The 22,224-nt window shown below is 72.3% G+C and carries 17 protein-coding genes; 13 read left to right on the top strand and 4 right to left on the bottom strand.

The window, feature by feature from the left end:
* Positions 1–4 precede the first annotated feature (4 nt).
* On the bottom strand, positions 5–1,405 hold the full coding sequence (locus BFF76_RS08325) for a hypothetical protein (protein WP_065847835.1): 1,401 nt from the start codon (positions 1,403–1,405) through the stop codon (positions 5–7).
* Positions 1,406–1,657: 252 nt separating this feature from the next.
* Between BFF76_RS08325 and BFF76_RS08320 the strand changes: the two genes are divergently transcribed.
* The 5 genes from BFF76_RS08320 to sucD all read left to right on the top strand — a co-directional run bounded on the left by BFF76_RS08320 (position 1,658) and on the right by sucD (position 8,681).
* Complete coding sequence (locus tag BFF76_RS08320) at positions 1,658–2,770, top strand: ATP-binding protein (protein WP_031096534.1); 1,113 nt, start codon at positions 1,658–1,660, stop codon at positions 2,768–2,770.
* A complete protein-coding gene (locus tag BFF76_RS08315; protein WP_065847833.1) occupies positions 2,767–5,082 on the top strand; it encodes a DUF5682 family protein in 2,316 nt (771 codons plus the stop codon). Before BFF76_RS08320 ends, BFF76_RS08315 begins: the two co-directional genes overlap by 4 nt.
* Positions 5,079–6,305 carry a VWA domain-containing protein gene (locus BFF76_RS08310; RefSeq protein ID WP_381821685.1) on the top strand — a complete coding sequence of 409 codons (1,227 nt, stop codon included), beginning with the start codon at positions 5,079–5,081 and terminating at the stop codon, positions 6,303–6,305. The genes BFF76_RS08315 and BFF76_RS08310 overlap by 4 nt, the downstream gene beginning before the upstream one ends.
* A 288-nt stretch (positions 6,306–6,593) precedes the next feature.
* Positions 6,594–7,775: an ADP-forming succinate--CoA ligase subunit beta gene (gene sucC, locus BFF76_RS08305; RefSeq protein WP_031096542.1), complete on the top strand. Its 1,182-nt coding sequence runs from the start codon at positions 6,594–6,596 to the stop codon at positions 7,773–7,775.
* A 21-nt stretch (positions 7,776–7,796) separates the two neighbouring features.
* Complete coding sequence (sucD, locus tag BFF76_RS08300; protein ID WP_031096545.1) at positions 7,797–8,681, top strand: succinate--CoA ligase subunit alpha; 885 nt, start codon at positions 7,797–7,799, stop codon at positions 8,679–8,681.
* Between the two features lie 116 nt (positions 8,682–8,797).
* On the opposite strand, the gene BFF76_RS08295 is transcribed toward sucD, so the two are convergent.
* On the bottom strand, positions 8,798–10,114 hold the full coding sequence (locus tag BFF76_RS08295; RefSeq protein ID WP_065847831.1) for a sigma factor-like helix-turn-helix DNA-binding protein: 1,317 nt from the start codon (positions 10,112–10,114) through the stop codon (positions 8,798–8,800).
* Between the two features lie 131 nt (positions 10,115–10,245).
* Between BFF76_RS08295 and BFF76_RS08290 the strand changes: the two genes are divergently transcribed.
* The gene (locus BFF76_RS08290; RefSeq protein WP_244167238.1) at positions 10,246–12,027 is read left to right on the top strand and encodes a cell division protein PerM; all 1,782 of its coding nucleotides are present in this window, start codon (positions 10,246–10,248) and stop codon (positions 12,025–12,027) included.
* A 23-nt stretch (positions 12,028–12,050) separates the two neighbouring features.
* On the opposite strand, the gene BFF76_RS08285 is transcribed toward BFF76_RS08290, so the two are convergent.
* Positions 12,051–12,986, bottom strand: a complete 936-nt coding sequence (locus BFF76_RS08285; protein ID WP_065847826.1) for a hypothetical protein — start codon at positions 12,984–12,986, stop codon at positions 12,051–12,053.
* Between the two features lie 239 nt (positions 12,987–13,225).
* Here BFF76_RS08285 and purN point away from each other — a divergent pair, with 239 nt between their 5' ends.
* The 3 genes from purN to BFF76_RS08270 all read left to right on the top strand — a co-directional run bounded on the left by purN (position 13,226) and on the right by BFF76_RS08270 (position 17,057).
* Entirely contained in the window at positions 13,226–13,882 is a 657-nt protein-coding gene (gene purN, locus BFF76_RS08280; RefSeq protein ID WP_031096554.1) for a phosphoribosylglycinamide formyltransferase, read from the top strand.
* Positions 13,869–15,422, top strand: a complete 1,554-nt coding sequence (purH, locus tag BFF76_RS08275) for a bifunctional phosphoribosylaminoimidazolecarboxamide formyltransferase/IMP cyclohydrolase (protein WP_065847824.1) — start codon at positions 13,869–13,871, stop codon at positions 15,420–15,422. Before purN ends, purH begins: the two co-directional genes overlap by 14 nt.
* Before the next feature lie 174 nt (positions 15,423–15,596).
* A complete protein-coding gene (locus BFF76_RS08270) occupies positions 15,597–17,057 on the top strand; it encodes a DUF2079 domain-containing protein (protein WP_381821679.1) in 1,461 nt (486 codons plus the stop codon).
* 59 nt (positions 17,058–17,116) lie between these two features.
* On the opposite strand, the gene BFF76_RS08265 is transcribed toward BFF76_RS08270, so the two are convergent.
* A complete protein-coding gene (locus BFF76_RS08265) occupies positions 17,117–17,716 on the bottom strand; it encodes a hypothetical protein (protein ID WP_053930310.1) in 600 nt (199 codons plus the stop codon).
* A gap of 233 nt (positions 17,717–17,949) precedes the next feature.
* On the opposite strand from BFF76_RS08265, the gene BFF76_RS08260 reads away from it, so the two are divergent.
* From BFF76_RS08260 to BFF76_RS08245, 4 genes are all read left to right on the top strand, one after another.
* A complete protein-coding gene (locus tag BFF76_RS08260) occupies positions 17,950–18,828 on the top strand; it encodes a bifunctional methylenetetrahydrofolate dehydrogenase/methenyltetrahydrofolate cyclohydrolase (RefSeq protein WP_031096562.1) in 879 nt (292 codons plus the stop codon).
* 20 nt (positions 18,829–18,848) lie between these two features.
* Positions 18,849–19,514: a DUF3017 domain-containing protein gene (locus BFF76_RS08255; protein WP_031096564.1), complete on the top strand. Its 666-nt coding sequence runs from the start codon at positions 18,849–18,851 to the stop codon at positions 19,512–19,514.
* Between the two features lie 418 nt (positions 19,515–19,932).
* Positions 19,933–21,006 carry a helix-turn-helix domain-containing protein gene (locus BFF76_RS08250; RefSeq protein ID WP_053930311.1) on the top strand — a complete coding sequence of 358 codons (1,074 nt, stop codon included), beginning with the start codon at positions 19,933–19,935 and terminating at the stop codon, positions 21,004–21,006.
* A gap of 176 nt (positions 21,007–21,182) precedes the next feature.
* Complete coding sequence (locus BFF76_RS08245) at positions 21,183–22,172, top strand: malate dehydrogenase (protein ID WP_031096566.1); 990 nt, start codon at positions 21,183–21,185, stop codon at positions 22,170–22,172.
* Positions 22,173–22,224 lie beyond the last annotated feature (52 nt).

Below are 22,224 nucleotides of genomic sequence, written 5' to 3'. Positions count from 1 at the left end.
TGCGTCAGGTGAGCGCGACGGCGGCACCCGGACCGACGCCCTCGGAGTCCTCGGGGCACCAGGCGGTGAGTGGGTCGAAGCCCCGGTGCCCGCACTCGCCGAACACCGTCAGAGGGCCACCGCCGGAGAGCGCCACGAGCTTCCACAGGCCGGGCCGGGACAGCGCCGAGGGTGCGACCGGCAGGGCGGAACCGTCCGCCTGCCCGACCAACTGCCAGCTGTCCGCGGACGGCGCGGGTATGACATCGCGCAGCGTGGCCGGCCAGGCATCGAGCCAGGGGTCGTCCCGCAGCGCCCGCCCGTACGCGGCGACGGCATCGGCCGCCGTGCCGCCGGGGGGCGGTCCTGTCGGGACGAGGGGCTCGCCGAACTGCGGCCCAAGCCCGGCCCGTAGACCTCCGCCGCCCGGATAGGGCGTCAACTCGGCGTCGATCACCGCGCCCACCGGCAGTGCCTGGGCCGGGGCGCGCCCCGGCGGTCCGTAGGACAGCAGCAGCGCGGTACGCCCCGAATCCCTGCCGGACAGCCAGATGCGGCGGGTGACGATCCTGCCGTCCGGTGCGTCGTGCTGGGCGAGGACCAGCCAGTGGTCGCGGACGGCCGGCCCCTCCGCAGATGCCGTCAGCCCCACTCTCGTGCGGACCGTCGCCGCCAGCGGGGCGGGCAGCCGGTCGAGCCCCAGCCAGGCCGAGTCCAGCAGGTGCAGCAGTGCGCACTCCTCGAGCAGCCGCGTCGGCCAGCCCGGCCCCGAGGCGGCCACCGAGCCCAAGGCCCTTACGCGGCCCGCGAGTCCTGGAGCCTGCGCGTCGACCATGCGGGCCGCCGTCTCCTCCCACTGCCCGTAGTCCGGCCGGTCCGTCGTCGCGAGTCCGTCACGCAGCAGATCGGTCAGCCGCTGGTCCAGCTCCTGTACGCCGCCCGTGATGCGCTCGGCCCTGCGTTCGGCGCGACGGACCGCCGCCCTGCTCGCGGACACCGCCGCCACGGGGACCTCTTGCGCTGCGGGCGGCTTGGCGGCCGCCCGCACGCCCCGGTCCCCCAGCCACCGCGATGCCCAGGGGGGCGGCTCCTGAGTGCGCTCCGGCACCGGCGCTCCGGAGGCGAGGAGGAGCAGCAGCCCCAGAGCATGTCCGCACGGTGATGTGCCGACGGAGCAACTGCATGTGTGAGTGGGCTCGTCGATGTCGACCGCCGTGCGGTACGGAGCGCCGTCGCCGTCCCCGCAGACCCCCCATGCCGTGCCCGGACCGCAGGAGCCCGCTTCCAGCCACGCGTGCTCCGAAGCGAGCGCGCGGCCCGCCTCCCTCGTCGCTTCGTCAGGAGCGAGGGCCAGCACCCGCTCCGCCGTCCGGCGCGCCACCGTGTGGGCGGAGCGCCGGAGTTCTCCCCCGTGAGACAGCACCATGGAAACGACGGTAGAGCGTGCCACTGACAATCGGCTCCGACCAGCGAGTCCGTCCGTCCCGGACCGACTTGACCGCCTGCCGCTGTGCGGGGAGATCCCCGCCCGGGCGGGTTCAAGGGTGAGATCGTCCCGCAGCGGGGGAGCCTCCTCCGCCTGCTCCCCGACCGGTCCCGGTGCGGTGCCGGGGCCGATTGTCAGTGGCGTGGTGCACGGTGGAAACCGCATCGGATCGACCGATCCGGAGGGGGATCCATGACCGTGTCCGTACAGACCGACGCACCCGGCGGCGAAGTCCTGAGGTCGCACGCCGAGCACGCCTTCGCCGACGAGCTCAAGGCGCTAGCCGCCGCCGACGACCGTCCCAGACCCGCCCGTTGGAAGCTTTCGCCATGGGCCGTATCCACCTATCTGCTCGGCGGGACACTCCCGGACGGCACACTGATCTCTCCGAAGTACGTGGGTCCGCGCCGCCTCGTCGAAGTCGCCGTGACCACGCTCGCCACCGACCGGGCCCTGCTGCTCCTCGGTGTTCCGGGGACCGCCAAGACCTGGGTGTCCGAGCACCTCGCCGCGGCCGTCAGCGGGGACTCGACCCTGCTCGTCCAGGGCACCGCCGGCACCCCCGAGGAAGCCGTCCGCTACGGGTGGAACTACGCGCAGCTGCTGGCCCACGGGCCCAGCCGTGAGGCGCTGGTGCCGAGCCCCGTCATGCGGGCCATGGCGGAGGGCATGACCGTCCGCGTCGAGGAGCTCACACGTATCCCGGCCGATGTGCAGGACGCGCTCATCACGATCCTGTCGGAGAAGACGCTCCCGGTCCCCGAGCTGGGTCAAGAGGTCCAGGCGGTCAGGGGGTTCAACCTCGTCGCCACGGCGAACGACCGCGACCGCGGGGTCAACGAGCTCTCGAGCGCCCTGCGCCGCCGGTTCAACACCGTCGTGCTGCCGCTGCCCGCGACCCCCGAAGCGGAGGTGGACATCGTGTCCCGGCGCGTGGCCCAGATCGGGTACTCGCTCGACCTGCCCCCGGCGCCCGACGGCCTGGCCGAGATCCGACGCGTCGTCACGGTCTTCCGCGAACTGCGCGACGGCATCACCACGGACGGCCGCACCAAGCTCAAGTCGCCGTCCGGGACACTGTCCACGGCCGAGGCCATCTCCGTGGTCACCGGAGGTCTCGCGCTCGCCGCCCACTTCGGTGACGGCGTCCTGCGCCCCGGCGACGTGGCCGCCGGCATCCTCGGTGCCGTGGTCCGCGACCCTGCGGCCGACCACGTGGTCTGGCAGGAGTACGTGGAGACCGTCGTCCGGGAGCGGGACGGCTGGAAGGACTTCTACCGCGCCTGCCGTGAGGCCGCCGAATGACACCCCGCGCCGGGGGGACGGCCGCCGCCGGCAGGGGACCGCTGCTGCTGGGGGTGCGCCACCACGGGCCCGGCTCCGCACGTGCGGTCCTGGCAGCCCTGGAGGCAGCACGGCCGAGAGCCGTGCTCGTCGAAGGGCCGCCCGAGGGCGACGCACTGCTGCCCCTCGCCGCGCACCGTCGCATGCGTCCGCCGGTCGCGCTCCTCGCCCACGCCGTGGACGATCCGGGGCGCGCCGCGTTCTGGCCGCTGGCCGACTTCTCGCCCGAGTGGGTGGCGATCCGCTGGGCAGCGGCGCACGGGATCCCCGTGCGCTTCGTGGACCTGCCCGCCGCGCACTCCCTGGCGCTGGCGGAACAGCGGGACGGAGGACCGGAGGAAGGCCGGGGTATCGATCCGATCGGAATCCTCGCCGGGACCGCGGGCTACGACGACCCGGAGCGCTGGTGGGAGGACGTCGTCGAGCACCGCGCGGCGGGCGGCCGGCCGGCCGACCCCTGCGCCCCGTTCGCCGCGCTCGCCGAGGCGATGACGGCGCTGCGTGAGGCACACGGCGACGGAGGGCATCCGCAGGACGCCGTCCGGGAGGCGTGCATGCGCCTCCAGCTGCGCGCCGCCCGCAAGGAGTTCGGCGACGACATCGCGGTGGTCTGCGGTGCGTGGCACGTGCCCGCACTCGAGGCGAGGACGACGGTCGCCGCCGACCGGGCGCTCCTCAGGGGAATGCCCAAGGTCAAGGCTGAGCTGACCTGGGTGCCGTGGACCCATCGCAGGCTCGCCCGGCACAGCGGATACGGCGCGGGGATCGAGTCGCCCGGCTGGTACGGCCACCTCTTCGCCGCCCCCGACCGGCCCGTCGAGCGCTGGATGACGAAGGTGGCGGGACTCCTGCGTGACACGGACAGGACCGTGTCCTCGGCGCATGTCATCGAGGCCGTCCGGCTCGCCGGGACGCTGGCCGCCCTGCGCGGCCGCCCGGCCGTCGGCCTGGCCGAGGCCACCGACGCGGTCAGGGCCGTCATGTGCGAGGGATCCGATGTGCCGCTCGCCCTGGTGCGTGACCGGCTCGTCGTCGGCGAGATCCTGGGCGAGGTGCCGGAAACGGCCCCCGCCGTCCCCCTCCAGCGCGACCTGGACAGGCAGCAGCGCACGCTGAGGCTCAGGCCGGAGGCGGAGACGCGCGACCTGGAGCTCGATCTGCGCAAGGACACCGACGCCGCCCGCAGCGGACTGCTGCACCGGCTGCGGCTCCTCGGGGTGGACTGGGGCGAACCCGTCGCGGGCCGGGGCAGCACGGGGACCTTCCGGGAGAGCTGGCGGCTGCGCTGGGAGCCCGAGCTGTTCGTCAGGATCGCCGAGGCCGGTGTGTGGGGCACCACCGTGCTCGGCGCCGCGACCGCCAGGGCCGAATCGGACGCCCTGTCGGCGTCGTCGCTCGCCGGAGTCACCGCGCTCGCCGAGCAGTGCCTCCTGGCCGGCCTGTCCGGGGCCCTGCCCGTCGTGATGAGGGCCCTCGCCGACCGGGCCGCCCTCGATGCGGACGTCGGTCACCTCGCGGACGCGCTGCCCTCCCTGGCCCGCTCCCTGCGGTACGGGGACGTCCGGTCCACCGACACCGCTGCCCTGGGCGAGGTGGCCGTCGGCCTCGCCGAGCGCGTCTGTGTGGGACTGCCGCCCGCCTGCACCGGTCTCGACGCGGAGGCCGCGGCGGAGGCCCGACGCCGAGTGGACGCGGTGCACCGGGCGATCGGGCTGCTCGCCGTCGCCGTACGGGCGGACGGGCTGTCCGAGCGGTGGGCCGGAGTCCTCCACAAGCTGTCCGGGAGGGACGCGGTCGCCGGTGTGGTCCGGGGGCGTGCCACGCGACTGCTCCTGGACGACGGGCGGCTGGCCGGGAGCGAGGCCGCGCGTCTGATGGGACTGGCGCTCTCGCCCGGCGCCGCACCGGCCGGCGCGGCGGCCTGGATCGAGGGCTTCGTCGGCGGAGCGGCGGGCGGGGGCCTGCTTCTCGTCCACGACGACCGGCTCCTCGGGATCGTCGACACCTGGCTGACGGGCATTCCGGCCGACACGTTCGCCGCCGTGCTGCCCCTGCTGCGCCGCACCTTCTCGACCTATGACCCGGGTGTACGGCGCACGCTGGGGGAGCTCGTCCGCCGGGGACCTGATCCAGGCAGGGCACGCGACGAGGGCGGGCCCGGCACGCCGGGTTTCGGCGAGGGGTTCGACGAGGAGCGGGCGGACGCGGTGGTCCCGGTGCTCCGGCTGCTGCTCGGCCCCGAAGCGCCGGCGGAGCGGGCGGCGGCCGGATGACCACGGACCGGGCGGACATCGAGGAGAGGGTGCGGGACATGGACACAGCTCCGGCCGCCGAGGACGAGCGGCTGCGGCGCTGGCGCCTGGTGCTCGGCGCGGACGGCGCCGACAGCACGGGACACGAGCTCACCGCACGCGACGCCGCGATGGACGGAGCGCTGACCGCGTTGTACGGCGGCGGCAGGAAACCGGGCGGCCGGGGCGGAGCAGATCGTTCCGCGGGGCTCGGGGCATCCGCCCCGGGCATGGCCCGCTGGCTCGGCGACATCCGTACGTACTTTCCGTCCTCCGTCGTCCAGGTCATGCAGCGCGACGCGATGGACCGGCTCGGGCTCGCCGCCCTGCTGCTGGAGCCGGAGATGCTGGAGGCGGTCGAACCCGACGTCCATCTGGTCGGCACCCTGCTCTCGCTCGGCAAGGCCATGCCGGAGACGACCAAGGAGACGGCGCGCGCCGTCGTACGCAAGGTCGTCGAGGACCTGGAGCGCCGGCTGGCCACCCGCACGAGGGCGACGCTCACCGGTGCCCTGGACCGCTCGGCCAGGAGCCGTCGGCCACGTCACCGCGACGTCGACTGGGACCGCACGATCCGGGCCAACCTCAGGAACTACGTGTCCCTTCCGGGAGGCGATGGGGCCGGCACCGTGGTGCCCGAGCGTCTCATCGGGTACGGGCGCACGGACCGGTCCGTGAAGAAGGACGTCATCCTCTGCGTCGACCAGTCGGGCTCCATGGCCGCCTCCGTCGTCCACGCCGCCGTCTTCGGCGCGGTGCTCGCCTCGATGCGGGCCCTGGCGACCCGCCTCGTCGTCTTCGACACGGCCGTCGTCGACCTCACCGACCAGCTCGACGACCCGGTCGACGTCCTCTTCGGCACGCAGCTCGGCGGCGGTACGGACATCAACCGTGCACTCGCCTACTGCCAGTCGAGGATCACCCGTCCGGCGGACACCCTCGTGGTCCTCGTCAGCGATCTCCACGAGGGAGGGATCCGCGACGAGATGGTGGAGCGGGCCGCCGCGATGAAGGCGTCCGGGGTGCAGTTCGTGGCCCTGCTCGCCCTCTCCGACGAGGGCACCCCGTCCTACGACAGGGAGCACGCCGCCGCGCTGGGAGCGCTCGGCGCCCCGGTCTTCGCCTGCACCCCGGACCTCTTCCCCGAGATCATGGCGGCGGCGATCGAGAAGCGGCCCCTGCCGATACCCGACACCGGCCGTTGAACCGGAGGGCGCAGGTCCGGACGCTTGGAAGCCGGCCTCCGGCAGGCTCCTCGGGGTGCCGTTTTGTCCTTCGTACCCCGGCTACCAGCGCGATCTGTGACCGGTATCACCGCTCAGGTGTGATCTGCAATTTAGGGTCCGGCGTGGCGCTGGGGATAACCTGCCGGATGGACATGCCGCGTACCCGGTAACCGTGTGCGCCTCCCTAGTGACTGCGCAGTCACGTTGCCCTCGCGGCACGCCCACGCAGAAAACCAACCGCGAGACCACTAAAAGGGACGGACGCGCGTGGACCTGTTCGAGTACCAGGCGAGGGACCTCTTCGCCAAGCACGGTGTACCGGTGCTGGCCGGTGAAGTCATCGACACGCCTGAGGCAGCCCGCGAGGCGACCGAGCGGCTGGGCGGCAAGTCCGTCGTCAAGGCGCAGGTGAAGGTCGGCGGCCGAGGCAAGGCCGGCGGCGTGAAGCTGGCGGCAGACCCGGATGAGGCGGTCGCTCGCGCGACCGACATCCTCGGCATGGACATCAAGGGCCACACGGTCCACAAGGTGATGATCGCCGAGCTGTCCCCGGAGATCGAGGCGGAGTACTACGTCTCGTACCTCCTCGACCGCACCAACCGCACCTTCCTCGCCATGGCGTCGGTGCAGGGCGGCATGGACATCGAGGAGGTCGCGGAGAAGACTCCCGAGGCCCTCGCGAAGGTCCCGGTCAACGCCGTCGACGGCGTCGACATCAAGAAGGCCCGCGAGATCGTGGCCCAGGCGAAGTTCCCGGCCGACGTGGCCGAGGGCGTTGCCGAGGCCATGGTGACCCTGTGGGACACCTTCGTCGCCGAGGACGCGCTCCTCGTCGAGGTGAACCCGCTGGTGAAGACCAAGGACGGCCGCATCCTGGCGCTGGACGGCAAGGTGTCTCTCGACGAGAACGCCGACTTCCGTCAGCCCGGCCACGAGGCGCTCGAGGACAAGGCCGCGGCCAACCCCCTCGAGGCCGCCGCCAAGGCCAAGAACCTCAACTACGTCAAGCTCGAGGGCGAGGTCGGCATCATCGGTAACGGTGCCGGTCTGGTCATGTCGACGCTGGACGTCGTCGCGTACGCCGGTGAGGACCACGGCAACGTGAAGCCCGCCAACTTCCTCGACATCGGTGGCGGCGCCTCCGCAGAGGTCATGGCGAACGGCCTCGAGATCATCCTCGGCGACCCGGACGTCAAGTCCGTCTTCGTCAACGTCTTCGGCGGCATCACCGCCTGCGACGAGGTCGCCAACGGCATCGTCCAGGCCCTGGAGCTGCTCAAGTCCAAGGGCGAGGACGTCACCAAGCCGCTGGTCGTGCGCCTCGACGGCAACAACGCGGAGCTGGGTCGCAAGATCCTCTCCGACGCCAACCACCCGCTCGTGCAGCGCGTGGACACCATGGACGGCGCGGCCGACAAGGCCGCCGAGCTCGCCGCGGCTGCGAAGTAAGGGACGAGGGACTCCAACACCATGGCTATCTTCCTCACCAAGGACAGCAAGGTCATCGTCCAGGGGATGACCGGCGCCACGGGCATGAAGCACACCAAGCTCATGCTGGCCGACGGCACCAACATCGTCGGTGGCGTGAACCCGCGCAAGGCGGGCACGACCGTCGACTTCGACGGCACCGAGGTACCGGTGTTCGGCTCCGTCGCCGAGGCGATGGAGAAGACCGGCGCGGACGTCTCCGTCCTCTTCGTGCCGCCGGCCTTCGCGAAGGCCGCCGTCGTCGAGGCGATCGACGCCGAGATCCCGCTGGCCGTCGTGATCACCGAGGGCATCGCCGTCCACGACTCGGCCGCCTTCTGGGCGTACGCCGGTTCGAAGGGCAACAAGACCCGGATCATCGGCCCGAACTGCCCGGGGCTGATCACCCCCGGCCAGTCCAACGCCGGCATCATCCCGGGCGACATCACCAAGCCCGGCCGCATCGGTCTCGTGTCCAAGTCCGGCACGCTGACCTATCAGATGATGTACGAGCTCCGTGACATCGGCTTCTCGTCCGCCGTCGGCATCGGTGGCGACCCGGTCATCGGTACGACCCACATCGACGCCCTGGCGGCGTTCGAGGCGGACCCCGAGACGGACCTCATCGTGATGATCGGCGAGATCGGCGGCGACGCCGAGGAGCGTGCCGCCGACTTCATCGCGAAGAACGTCACGAAGCCGGTCGTCGGCTACGTCGCGGGCTTCACTGCCCCGGAGGGCAAGACCATGGGCCACGCCGGCGCCATCGTCTCCGGCTCCTCCGGCACCGCCGCGGCGAAGAAGGAGGCCCTCGAGGCCGCCGGCGTGAAGGTCGGCAAGACGCCGACCGAGACCGCCAAGCTGGCGCGCGAGATCCTCGAAGGCTGACCGCGCGCCGTGGCGGCCCGTCCGCCGCGGCACCGCGTCACCCGTAGCAACGGCGCGGGCCCGCACCCCTCATCGAAGGGGTGCGGGCCCGCGCCGTTTCCGGCGGGGGAGCCCGGTCAGGGAATGCGCGGGATCAGCCGCTCCGGGCCGTGCGCGAGCTCGCCCCGCAACGACTTCTGAAGTTCCAGGTCCTGGGGCGTCAGCTTCTGCGGACCGCTCAGTGGAGGGACGCCGCCGACACGCTCGGCGGGTGCCAGCGGCTGCTCGTACTGGGTGGGGGCCGTGTGCAGGGTGAAGGCGGTCGAGCCGATGAGCAGGGCCCCGAAGCAGAGTGCGGCCCGGGTCCAGAGTCGCGCGATGCGCTCGCTGCCCGCGCGTACGGCTGGGGCGGGTGGCGGAGCCGGTACCTCCTCCGCGAGTGCGAGTGCGAGGGCGAGTGCGCCGAGCAGCGCGTGAAGCGGTGCGGACCCGTCGGCCGGCGCCGGGGGTGCCGGTGGCTCAGACGGTCCGGGCAGCCGCTCGGCGACGGCGGCGCGGGCGTTCACCAGTCTGCTCGCCGCTGCAGGAGTGCTCGCCTCCGTCTCCGCGGCCGTCTCCGGCAGCCCCAGGCCGACGCCGTCGTGGAGCAGCAGCGTGCGACGGTACGAGGGCGGCAGGCCGAGCAGCGCGTCGAGCAGCGCACGCCGCGCCGGGTCCTCGGGCGGCGGGTCGGCCCTGCGGTGTGTGCGGCGCAGCCGGTGCCAGGGCGACATCGCGTACTCGTACGAGACCGCGCGTACCCAGCCCGCCGGATCGCGGTCCCTGGCCACATCGGGCCAGCGCTGCCAGGCGGTGCGGAAGGCGTGCTCGACGGCTTCCACGGACAGCTTCCGGCGGCCTGTCAGCAGGAACATCTGACGGGTGAGGCCGGGCGCGGTGCGGCTGTACAGGGCGTCGTAGGCATCTTCCGCCGCGAGAACCGGCCGCAGGGCGTGGGCCGGTGTGTCCGTCGCGGTCGTCTCCGGTGCGGTGCCGTCCGGACCGGGGGAGGCAGGAGCGAGCGCGTCAGGAGCCGGGGCGTCCCGGGCGGGTGCTCCCGGGGCGGGGGTTTCCTGGTCGTGCGGCTCCGGTTCCGGGGCCGGACCGGTCCGGGTGCTCGTGGTCCGGCAGGTGCCGGGCCCGGTCGGGGACATCGTGCTGCTCCCGGTGGCTTCGACGGGGTGGGGCGGCGCAGGGCGGTGCTCGGCGCAGCCGATCACCCTGGCGTAGGCCGCGCGCCTACGGCCCCGCGGGCTGGTGCGCCCTGTTTCCCAGGCGTGGACGGTGGCGGGCGTGACGCCCACCGCCCTTGCGACCTGTTGCTCACTCAGTGCCCTTGCCTCGCGCAGCCTGCGGCACTCCTTGGGGGAGGGCAGAGGGGTGGCGGGAGCCTGGCCGGTGGTGCTCCGCGTCATGCCCGGCCTCCGTCCCCGGTTGCACTGCACTGGGTGAAAAAGTACATAAACGTATATTGGGCGACACAGCGGCCATACGCCCGTTACGCGAAATAGGCGCGTGTCGTTGGCAGCATGGCGGCGTGACCCAAGTGACCGAGCGCAGCCCGATGTTGCCTGCCGAGCGGAGCAGGTCCGCCTTCCTGGCCTCCGCTTTCGTGCGTGGGACGCTCGCGGCGGGGCTGGGACTGGGCTCGCTGGCCGTCCTGGTCATGCTGCTGTGGATCAGTTCGCCGTACCCCGACAGCGGGCCCGCAGGTGCCTTTCACGTGGCGACAGGGCTCTGGCTGCTGGCCCACGGCGCCGAACTCGTAAGGGCCGACACCGTGGGAGGGCACCCCACGCCCGTGGCGACGGTCCCGCTGCTGCTCGTCGCGCTGCCCGTGTGGTTGGTGCACCGGGCCGCCCGGGACTCTGCGGAGACCGACGGAAAGGCTCCGGGCGGACACTCGGCGATCGGGGCGTTCTGCGCGGTGAGCGCCGGATATCTGCTGGTCGTGCTCGCCGCGGCGGCGTACGCGCGGGACGGAGCGCTGCCCGCCGACCGGGCCTCCATCGCCTTCCCCGTCACCGCCGTGGTGACGGGCGCGGCCGCTGCGGGGGCGTGGGCGGCGCGTGGGCGTCCGCTGACTCCGCTGCTGGTCTGGGCGCCGCTGAGGCTGCAGGAAGCAGCCGCCCGCTCCCGGTTCCGGTCCGGGGCCGGCGCGGTTCTGAGGTCGGCAGCCGCCGGTGTGCTCATGCTGCTCGGGGCCGGTGCGCTGCTGGTCGCGGTGGCGCTGGTGTGGCACGCGGGGGCGGCCAGGGAGTCCTTCCTGGGGCTGTCGGGCGACTGGGCGGGACGGATCTCCGTCCTCCTGCTGGCGGTGGCACTCGTGCCGAACGCCGCGATGTGGGGTGCCGCCTACGGTCTCGGGCCGGGATTCGCCCTCGGTACGGCGTCGACGGCAGCCCCGCTCGCGTTCACCGGACCGCCCGCGCTGCCGGACTTCCCACTGCTTGCCGCGGTGCCGTCCCACGGCCCGGGTACGGCGGTGAACTGGGCGGCAGTCGCGGTGCCGGTCGTAGCGGGCCTGACCGTCGCACGGTTGGTCGCACATGGGGCGGCTCCGGCACGTGGGATGCGCGAGGAGGCGTGGAGCCAGGGACGGACCGCGCTGGTGGCAGCGCTGGCGGCCCTCGGGTGCGGTGCCGGGGCGGCGGTTCTGGCGGCTGCGTCGGGTGGCGCGCTGGGGACCGGGGCCCTGGCGGAGTTCGGTCCCGTGTGGTGGCTGGTGGGCCCGGCCGCTCTCGTGTGGACTGCCGTGATCGGCGTACCGGTGGCGCTGCTGCTCAGGGCCTGGCGGCTGAGGGAGAACCGGTGGGGCTGGCGGTGGGACTCGGCGAAGGGGGAGCCGGTGGAACCGGAGCCGGGGCAGAAGCCGGAGAAGAAGGAGAAGGAGAAGGGAGAGAGGGCTGGGGGCCCGGGCGAGGAACCGTACGACTTCCTGTCAGCCGACTCGTGGCACGAGGACGGGGCCAGGAAAGCGCGCTGGGCCGTGCTCAAAAGGAATTCGGGCGGGCTGATGGCGGACTTCCGGGCCGATGCGGACCAGGGGCCCGCATCCGCAACGGCCCCCGCCCCGGCGCCCGCTCCCGAAACGGCGCCGGCGGCCGCCCCGGTCTCCGGGCCTGCCTCTGCTGCCCCGGCTCCAGGTCCCGCCTCGGTTCCGCCGCCCGCCCCGGTTTCAGGGCCCGCGTCCTCCTCCGCCCCGGCTCCGGATCCGGCCCCCGCGCCTGCTCCTCCCGTGGCTCCGGCGGAAGAGCCCGACACGCGGACCGGCCGGGTCCCGGATGCCCTCGGGCACTCGGAACCCGGCCGGGAAGATGCTCCGTAGGGAGCGGCCCACGGGGGCCGGGGCTACTTCTTCACGCCGAAGAAGGGCTCCAGCGGGTCGGGCAGCTTGTCGTTGCAGGCGACGGCGCCGGTCTTGGTGAGGGCGTCGTTCACGCAGGTGTAGTAGTCGCGGTAGACCAGCTGCACCGTGTAGCCGGTGGCCACGATCGCCAGGGCCAGCAGTGCCGTCACCAGACCGCTGACGGCCGCCGTGGTCTGCTGCCGGCTGCTGATCTGTGCGGCGCCGGGGACAGCTCCGGGCACGGCCCCCGGGCACGGGGGAGTCGCCGCTCGGTCCGGGCCGCCCGTGACGGACGCCGCAGCAGGGTCTGCACCGGCCTGGGGCTTCCGCGGCCCGCCGCGGAGGGCGCTGACCGACCAGTACACGGCGAGGGCGCCGAGGAGCATCGCAATCTCGGGGAAGTCGAAGAGGGCGAAGAAGAACGCCCACATGCCGCCCAGCACCGCGTAGCGTGCGCGCCGCTGAACGGGGTCGGTCGGGTCCCAGCGCGGCCCGCCGGGACTGCCCTCGGGGCCACCCCCCTGACCGCTCGGTCCGCCGGTGCCGCCGGGACGGCCGCCGAACCCGCCGTTCTGGCGGCCGGGCTGCTGGTCGCTCCACTGGCTGCCCCAGACAGGGCGGTCGTCGGAGTGTCCTTCGCCACCGTCTCCGCTTCCGCCGTTGCCGTGGTTCCCCGGCGGCTGGGAGGGGTGGCGGGGCTGCCAGGGCTGGTCGGGGCGGTCCTCGGGCGGCGCCGCGAACGGATTGTCGTCGGACGAACCGGACGAGGAGCCCGAGCCGCGGGAAGATCCCGGGCCCGACGAGGAGCCCGCGGGAGAACCCGGTCCCGACGAGGAGCCCGACGAGGAGTCCGGCGATGAGGACTGGCGTTCCCGCATCAGCGTGGATGCCCGCTCGGGCAGCGGGTGGCCAAGGGCGGTGCGGAGGCGGTCCGGCATGTGGTGAACGTCTTCCCCATCTCGTCATTTCCGCCCGGGGGCGGTTCCCTGTCCCCTGACGCTACCTTCCGGTCACGCCCCCGTCCCGTGGAGGCCGCCAGGTGTGCCGGTATCGTTGCTGACGGTCGGACCGTTCGTAGAGTTCCCCGTATCGCGGGACGAGCTTCTTTCGTACGACCATACAAACGCACCTCCTGCACATCGCGTACCTGCTGCACCACGCGAGAAAGGGCCCTGCCGTGGCCTCCCCGCCCCCCTCCGCCGCTCCGGCCCGCGTGGTCGTGCTCGTCTCCGGTTCAGGCACCAACCTCCAGGCACTCCTCGATGCGATCGGTGACGACCCCGAGGGCTACGGGGCCCGGATCGTCGCGGTCGGCGCGGACCGCCACGGCACCTACGGGCTCGAACGGGCCGAGCGCGCCGGGCTCCCCACCTTCGTGTGCAAGCTCGGCGAGTACGCGAGCCGTGACGACTGGGACGCGGCCCTGACCGCGGCTGTTGCGGAACACCGCCCGGACCTCGTCGTGTCCGCGGGATTCATGAAGATCGTGGGACAGGGCTTCCTCGCCGAGTTCGGCGGCCGCGTCGTCAACACCCACCCCGCCCTGCTCCCCAGCTTTCCCGGTGCCCACGGCGTCCGCGACGCGCTCGCGTACGGCGTGAAGGTGACCGGGTGCACCGTCCACTTCGTCGACGACGGCGTCGACACCGGTCCGATCATCGCGCAGGGCGTGGTCGAGGTGACCGAAGAGGAAACGGCGGAGGGCGAAGCGGCCCTCCACGAACGCATCAAGGAAATCGAGCGCAAGCTGCTCGTCGAGGCCGTGGGGCGGCTCGCCCGTGACGGCTATCGCATTGAGGGACGAAAGGTTCATCTCGGTCATGTCGGTGAATAAGCCCATCCGTCGCGCCCTGGTCAGCGTCTACGACAAGACGGGGCTCGAAGACCTCGCCCGCGGTCTGCACGAGGCGGGTGTCGAGCTGGTGTCCACCGGCTCCACCGCCGGGAAGATCGCAGCCGCCGGTGTTCCGGTCACCAAGGTCGAGGAGCTCACCGGCTTCCCCGAGTGCCTCGACGGCCGCGTCAAGACGCTGCACCCCCGTGTGCACGCCGGCATCCTCGCGGACCTGCGCCTGGACGCCCACCGCGAGCAGCTCGCCGAGCTCGGCGTGGAGCCGTTCGACCTCGTGGTCGTCAACCTGTACCCGTTCAAGGCGACCGTCGCCTCCGGCGCGTCCGACGACGAGTGCGTGGAGCAGATCGACATCGGCGGGCCGTCGATGGTCCGCGCCGCAGCCAAGAACCACCCGTCCGTCGCCGTCGTCACCAGCCCGGAGCGCTACGCCGACGTCCTCGCCGCGGTCAGGTCGGGCGGCTTCGACCTGACCGCCCGCAAGCGGCTCGCCGCCGAGGCCTTCCAGCACACCGCCGCCTACGACGTGGCTGTCGCCTCCTGGTTCGCCGACGGTTACGCGCCCGCCGACGACTCCGGCTTCCCGGACTTCTCCGGTGCGACGTACGAGCGCAAGAACGTCCTGCGCTACGGCGAGAACCCGCACCAGCCCGCCGCGCTCTACACCTCCGGCGAGGGCGGCCTCGCCGAGGCCGAGCAGCTGCACGGCAAGGAGATGTCCTACAACAACTACACGGACACCGACGCGGCCCGCCGTGCCGCCTACGACCACGCCGAGCCGTGTGTCGCGATCATCAAGCACGCCAACCCGTGCGGCATCGCGATCGCCGGCGACGTCGCGACGGCGCACCGCAACGCGCACGCCTGTGACCCGCTGTCCGCCTTCGGCGGCGTCATCGCCGTCAACCGGCCGGTGACCGTCGAGATGGCCGAGCAGGTCGCCGAGATCTTCACCGAGGTCATCGTCGCCCCGGCGTACGAGGACGGCGCCGTCGAGGTGCTGGCCCGTAAGAAGAACATCCGGGTGCTGCGCTGCCCCGACGCCCCGGCCTCCACGGTCGAGGTCAAGCCGATCGACGGCGGCGCCCTGCTCCAGGTCACCGACCGGCTCCAGGCCGACGGCGACGACCCGGCCAACTGGACCCTCGCCACCGGTGAGGCCCTCTCCGCCGATGAGCTCAGGGAGCTCGCCTTCGCGTGGACGGCCTGCCGCGCGGTCAAGTCCAACGCGATCCTGCTCGCCAAGGACGGCGCCTCGGTCGGTGTCGGCATGGGGCAGGTCAACCGCGTCGACTCCGCGAAGCTCGCCGTCGAGCGGGCGGGCGAGGAGCGGGCCCGAGGCGCGTACGCCGCGTCCGACGCCTTCTTCCCCTTCCCCGACGGCCTGGAGATCCTGACCGCCGCCGGAGTCAAGGCCGTCGTGCAGCCGGGCGGCTCGGTCCGTGACGAGCTCGTCGTCGAGGCCGCGAAGAAGGCCGGCGTGACCATGTACTTCACGGGCACGCGCCACTTCTTCCACTGACACCCGGGTCGTAGCACCACCGCAGGCCGCACCCCCGAGGGGTGCGGCCTGCGGCGCGTCCGGCGTACGGCGCCCACTCGTCCCTCTGTTCTAATGAATGGCCTTGTCGGGGCCGTAGCCGCAGGACCGGTGCGACCGGCAGTGACCAGTGTGGGATTCCGTTGCGGGGGCACCGTGCTTGACCTGAACCAGAGCGAGACCGGCGTGTCCGGGGAGCAGGCCCCGGGGCCTGCCACCGGTACGCCGCACCCGGCACCGCTGCGTCCGTACCTGATCGCGGCCGCGGGTCTCTGCGCGCTCTACTTCCTCTACGCCTACCTGCGCTACAGCCACTTCCAGTCGCCCTCCTGGGACCTGGGCATCTTCGAACAGGAAGTGCGCGCGTACGCCGGATTCGACGCCCCTGTCGTCGACATCAAGGGGCCGGGCTATCTGATCCTCGGCGACCACTTCAGCCCGCTCGTGGCGCTCCTCGTCCCCCTCTACTGGATCTGGCCGTCCGCCGTCGCCCTGATCTTCGCGCAGGCCGCCCTGTTCGCCGCCTCCGCGGTCGTCGTCGGGCGTACCGTCCAGCAGGTCCTGGGCGGCCGCACCGGTCTGTGCGTCACCGTCGCGTACGGGCTGTCCTGGGGGCTGCAGGAAGCGGTGAAAGCCGACTTCCACGAGATAGCGCTCGCGGTCCCGCTGCTGGCCCTGGTCTGCCGGGCCCTGCTCATGGAGCGTTGGCGTGCCGTCGTCCTGTGGTCACTGCCGCTGGTCCTGGTCAAGGAGGACCTCGGGATCACCGTCGCCGTCGTCGGCGGGCTCCTGGCCCTGTACGGGAGGCGGCTCCAGGGCTTTCTGCTCGCCGCCTTCGGCGTGGCCTCGTTCGCGCTCACCGTGCTGGTGCTCATACCGGCGGCCAGCAGCGCGGGGTCGTACGACTACTGGAAGAAGATCGAGGAGAACGGCGGGAAGGAAGTCCCCCTCCTCGACTCGGTCCTCGGCGTGTTCGACTCCTCCGTCAAGCTGGAGATGCTCGTCTTCCTGGTCGGCATCACGGCCTTCATGGCGCTCCGCTCGCCCCTGATCCTGCTCGTCCTGCCCACGCTCGGCTGGCGTCTGCTCTCCCAGGACTCCAACCACTGGGGCATGGTGTGGCACTACAGCGCGATCCTGATGCCGGTGGTCTTCCTGGCCATGGCCGACGGCATCCGCCGCAGCCGGGCATCGAAGCGGCCCTGGCTCGTCTCGTACGCGAACGTCGCCGCCCCGGTGGCCGCGGCGATCGCCGTCACCCTCACCCAGCACCTCCCGCTCCGCGACCTGCTGCGTCCGGAGACGTACCGCGCCGACGCACGCACCCACGCCGCCGAGGAGGCGCTGGACGCCATTCCCGTGGGCGCGCGGGTGGAGACGGACATCACGCTGATGGCGCACCTGACCGGGGACCGCACGGTCTACTGGGTCGGCGGGGCCCCCGGCACCGCACCCGACGTCGTGGCCATCAACCTGGACTTCGGCTGGTCGCAGCCGATCGAGGACCCGGTGAAGTACGCCGAGCAGCTGCACCCTGAGGCGCGCTACCGGATCAGCCGGGAGGCGGGCTCCTTCGTCGTCATGGAGCGGACCACACCGGCGCCCGAAAACGGCTGAAGGCCGCACACCCGCCGGGTGGGCGGGTGCTACGGCCTTCACGCGCGGGTGCGGGAACGTCAGTGCTGCTGCTGGCGGTTGAACCAGGCGCCGCCGTCGGACTTCGCCACGAAGACGACGACCAGGATGGCGAGCACCGTGTGGGCGAGGCCCATCACGACGAAGGGGTAGATGCCGAGGATCGCGGTGATCACGCCGAAGACGATGGTGGCGATGCGGATTCCGCTGCCCCCCTTGCCGAACTTGGCACCGAGGACGACGGCGAGGACTCCCCACAGCACGGCGAAGACGACGATGCCCCACAGCACGGCGCCCGAGTACTCGGCGAGCTGCTGGAACTGGACGTCCTCCTGGAGCGTCGCGTCGTTCTTGGCGGCGTTCACAGCCGCGGCCGCGAGGGCGACGAAGATCGCGCCGATGACCTGGAGCCCGGCTATCACGAAGAGCATGACGCGGGCGGCCTTCACACCGCCGGGCATCTCGGTGGGTCCGCCCGGGAAGCCGTAACCGCCCTGGACCGGCGGTGCCTGCGGGTAGCCGTAGCCCTGCTGGGGGGCGGCGCCCTGCGGGGGCTGCTGCGGGTAGCCGTAGCCCGGCTGACCGCCCGGCTGCGCGTTCTGCTGCTGGCCGTAGGGGTTGTTGGGATCGCCGAAGCTCATGGCGAGTTTCCTCCGTTGCGAAGTGCGGGGACGACGCGGCCGGGCGGAGGAATCGTGTGCAATCTGAACGGTGGTCCCCCCGACACTGTCCGCGGTGATGCGGGCCTTATCGTCGTCGTGACATCCGCCATTTGTCCAGCCGATAGCCGAATGCGTTGTGCAAGTGCAATCTCCCGTCCACCCGGCGGGCCTGGATTGGTACGCGGGCGGGGTCATCCGCGAGGATGGGTGGCATGACTGCCCAGATTCTCGATGGCAAGGCCACCGCAGCTGCGATCAAGTCCGATCTGACCGTCCGCGTGGCGGCCCTCAAGGCACAGGGCATCACACCCGGCCTGGGAACCCTGCTCGTGGGCGACGATCCGGGCAGCCGCTGGTACGTGAACGGCAAGCACCGCGACTGCGCCCAGGTCGGCATGGGCTCCATCCAGCGCGAACTCCCCGACACCGCCACCCAGGAGGAGATCGAGGAGGTCGTACGGGAGCTCAACGCCAACCCGGACTGCACGGGCTACATCGTGCAGCTCCCCCTCCCCAAGGGGATCGACACCAACCGCATCCTGGAGCTGATGGACCCGGCGAAGGACGCGGACGGGCTGCACCCGATGAACCTGGGCAAGCTCGTGCTGAACGAGAGCGGGCCGCTGCCCTGCACCCCGCAGGGCGTCGTCACCCTGCTCCGCCGTCACGGCGTGGAGATCAACGGCGCCCATGTGGTCGTCGTCGGCCGGGGCGTCACCATCGGCCGTCCCCTCCCGCTGCTGCTGACGCGCAAGTCGGAGAACGCCACCGTCACCCAGTGCCACACCGGCACCCGTGACCTCTCGGCGCACCTCAGGCAGGCCGACATCATCGTCGCCGCCGCCGGTGTGCCCCACCTGGTCAAGCCCGAGGACGTGAAGCCGGGCGCGGCGGTGCTGGACGTCGGTGTCAGCCGGGACGAGAACGGCAAGATCGTCGGCGACGTCCACCCGGGTGTGGCCGAGGTGGCCGCATGGGTCGCCCCGAACCCGGGCGGCGTCGGCCCCATGACCCGTGCCCAGCTGCTCGTCAACGTGGTCGAGGCGGCCGAGCGCGCCGCCGCCGAGGCCTCCGCCGCATCCGCCGGCTGACCCGGGACCGGAGAAACGTCATGGGTGCTGGTACGAGTCCGGCGGACGGTGTGCACACGGACGGACCGGCCGATGAGGCAGCGGCGTCCGGGGAGGCCCGGGTGCCCCAAGACGCCAATGCGCCGGGGGAGTCCCAGGTGACTGGGGAGCCCGGGACGGACAGGGAGCCCGGGACGGACAGGGAAGCCGGAGCGCCGGAGACGGCCGCGACGTCCGGAGAGGGCGGGGCGTCCGTCACCGCCGAGGCGGACGGGGCCGCCGGGGAGGCCGGGAGCGGTGGCTCGACCTGGGCGCCCCCGCGTCGCTTCTCGCTGACCCGTGACACCGCGCGTCCGGAGGGCGGCGGCCGGGCGGCGCCGGGTGACGCCCCCGCCCCCGCCCGGCAGTGGCCGCTGCTCACGGTGCTCTGCACAGCCGGGCTCGGGCTGCTGATCGTGGGGGCCGACACCTTCGACCAGGCGTTCAGGATCGGCACGATGCTGATGGGTGTCGCGCTGCTCGCGGGGGCGGTGCTGCGGTGGGTGGTCCCCTCCGTCGGCATGCTGGCCGTGCGGTCACGGTTCACCGACCTGGTCACGTACGGCCTGATGGGCACGCTGCTCGTGCTGCTCGCGCTGATGGCGCAGCCCAGGCCATGGCTGCAGGTCCCGATCCTGCAGGACGTGGTCCACTTCACGATCCGCTGAGGGGTGTCCGTCCCCTCCCCCGAGGAGGGACGGACACCGGCCAGGGGTCCGGCGCGGGAGATCCCGGAACACGGTGACTTGTGCGGCCTCGCCCTGCCCTGAAGTAAGTGTCATGGGCATGAGGTGGGGGGTTCAAGGGACGCCTGGGGTCTGTGGCACGGAAGTGACCATTCCGCCATCGTGTGATCGTCACGCAACGACCGGTGGCCAACTCGGTACGCGCGACGGCGCACGGCGGAGCGAGTGCTCCTGCCGAATGCCCCTGTGCGCCTCTTTGTCCGGAACCGGCACCCTTGATCCGCGCATCCTTCTGGGTAGTTCGGAGTGCGGGGCCCCCGTCCCGATGACAGGGGGAGTCATCCGGCGCCGGGGAACGGGGGTGCGCCGGGACGGTCCGGGGGATCGACTGGGGGAAGCAATGCCTCGTTGGAAGCAACTGCCGGAAGAACTCGATCCGCAGATGCGGGAGTTCGTGGGGATGCTGCGCGGACTGGTGGACCGCGGCGGTCTGAGCCTGGCCGCGGTCGCCGACCGCACGGGCTACAGCAAGACGTCGTGGGAGCGCTACCTCAACGGCAGGCTGCTCGCTCCCAGGGGGGCGATCGTCGCGCTCGCCGAGGTGACGGGCACACAGCATCACCATCTGACGACCATGTGGGAACTGGCCGAGCGGGCCTGGAGCCGTTCCGAGATGCGCCACGACATGACGATGGAGGCCATCAGGATCTCCCAGGCACGTGCGGCGCTCGGTGAGGCGGGTGTGGCCGCGGCCCCCGTGGCGGCCAGGCGTGCGGGCCGTCCGGGCGGCGTACCGACGGGGGGCTCGCCCTCTGCGGGGCCCCTGGGGGAATCGGGCGGCACCGGCCCTTCGCCGTCCGTTCCCGTCCAGCGCGGTACGGCCCCGCGGATTCCGCGGCAGCCGAAGCCGGGAGACGCGCCTGGCTCCGGCGGAGACGTACGCCGTGCGGGTGGCGGTTCCCGGGAACGCCGGGTGAGCGGCCGGCGGAGGCTGCCACTGTTCCTCGCGGGCGCCGTGGGCACGCTCCTGCTGACGGCGGGGGTCGTGCTGCTCACGGGCCGGGGCGACGGCTCCGGCACCGCCGCCGCGACGCCGTCCGCCGGTCCGGGCACCAGCGCGCAGCGGCTGCCCGCCGGTGTCGGGTGCGGCGGCGCCGACTGCACCGGAGCGGACCCGGAAGCCATGGGGTGTGGCGGCCGGTTCGCCGACACGGTCGCCAGGGCGACGGTCGGAGGTGGCCTCGTCGAGGTCCGCCACAGCAAGGCCTGCGGGGCCGCCTGGGCCCGCATCACCCAGGCGTCACCGGGGGACACCGTGCGGATCACGACCGGTTCGTCGGAGCAGGACGGCACCGTGGAGGCAGATGCCGACGCCGACGCGTACACCCCGATGGTCGCTGTGAAGAAGGCATCCGACGCCGAGGCCTGCGTGACCCTGGCGTCCGGGGAGACCGGCTGCGCCACGCCGGAGTGACACGAGCGGGGGCTGCGCTGCGTAACCGACTGTGTGCGGCCCCACAGTGGGGGCGGGCGGCCCTGGGAACGGGGGTCGGATAGCCTGACCGCTGGATATCTCTTCACATCAAGATTCAGAGGTATCCAGCACCAGGGGCAGGGACCCCCACCGCCAGCTGTCTAACGGAGATCGCCATGACCCGCACTCCCGTGAATGTCACCGTGACCGGCGCAGCCGGCCAGATCGGCTACGCGCTGCTCTTCCGCATCGCTTCCGGCCACCTGCTCGGCCCGGACGTGCCGGTCAACCTGCGACTCCTCGAGATCCCGCAGGGCCTGAAGGCCGCCGAGGGCACCGCCATGGAGCTCGACGACTGCGCCTTCCCGCTGCTGCGCAACATCGAGATCACGGACGACGCCAACGTCGGCTTCGCCGGTGCCAACGTCGCCCTCCTGGTCGGCGCCCGCCCGCGTACGAAGGGCATGGAGCGCGGCGACCTGCTGTCCGCCAACGGCGGCATCTTCAAGCCGCAGGGCAAGGCCATCAACGACAACGCCGCGGACGACATCAAGGTCCTCGTCGTCGGCAACCCGGCCAACACCAACGCCCTCATCGCGCAGGCCGCCGCCCCGGACGTACCGGCCGAGCGCTTCACCGCGATGACCCGCCTGGACCACAACCGTGCGATCTCGCAGCTGGCCACCAGGACCGGTGCCGCCGTCTCCGACATCAAGCGGCTGACGATCTGGGGCAACCACTCGGCGACCCAGTACCCGGACATCTTCCACGCGGAGATCGCCGGCAAGAACGCCGCCGAGGTCGTCAACGACGAGGCGTGGCTGGCCGACACCTTCATCCCGACCGTCGCCAAGCGCGGCGCCGCGATCATCGAGGCCCGTGGCGCGTCCTCGGCCGCCTCCGCCGCCAACGCCGCCATCGACCACGTGCACACCTGGGTCAACGGCACCGCCGACGGCGACTGGACCTCGATGGGCATCCCGTCGGACGGCTCGTACGGCGTCCCCGAGGGCATCATCTCCTCCTTCCCGGTCACCACGAAGGACGGGAAGTACGAGATCGTCCAGGGCCTGGACATCAACGAGTTCTCCCGTGCGCGCATCGACGCGTCGGTGAAGGAGCTCACCGAGGAGCGCGACGCGGTCCGCGAGCTCGGCCTGATCTGACCGGAGTCCGGCCACCGGCCGGATCCGGAGCCGTAGGAGGGCGCCCCCGGCA

Origin of the sequence: Streptomyces mutomycini (assembly GCF_001700505.1) — a bacterium.
Classification (GTDB): Bacteria; Actinomycetota; Actinomycetes; order Streptomycetales; family Streptomycetaceae; genus Streptomyces; species Streptomyces mutomycini.
The sequence above is the reverse complement of the archived record's forward strand: the minus strand, read 5'-3'. Positions and strand labels throughout refer to the sequence as shown.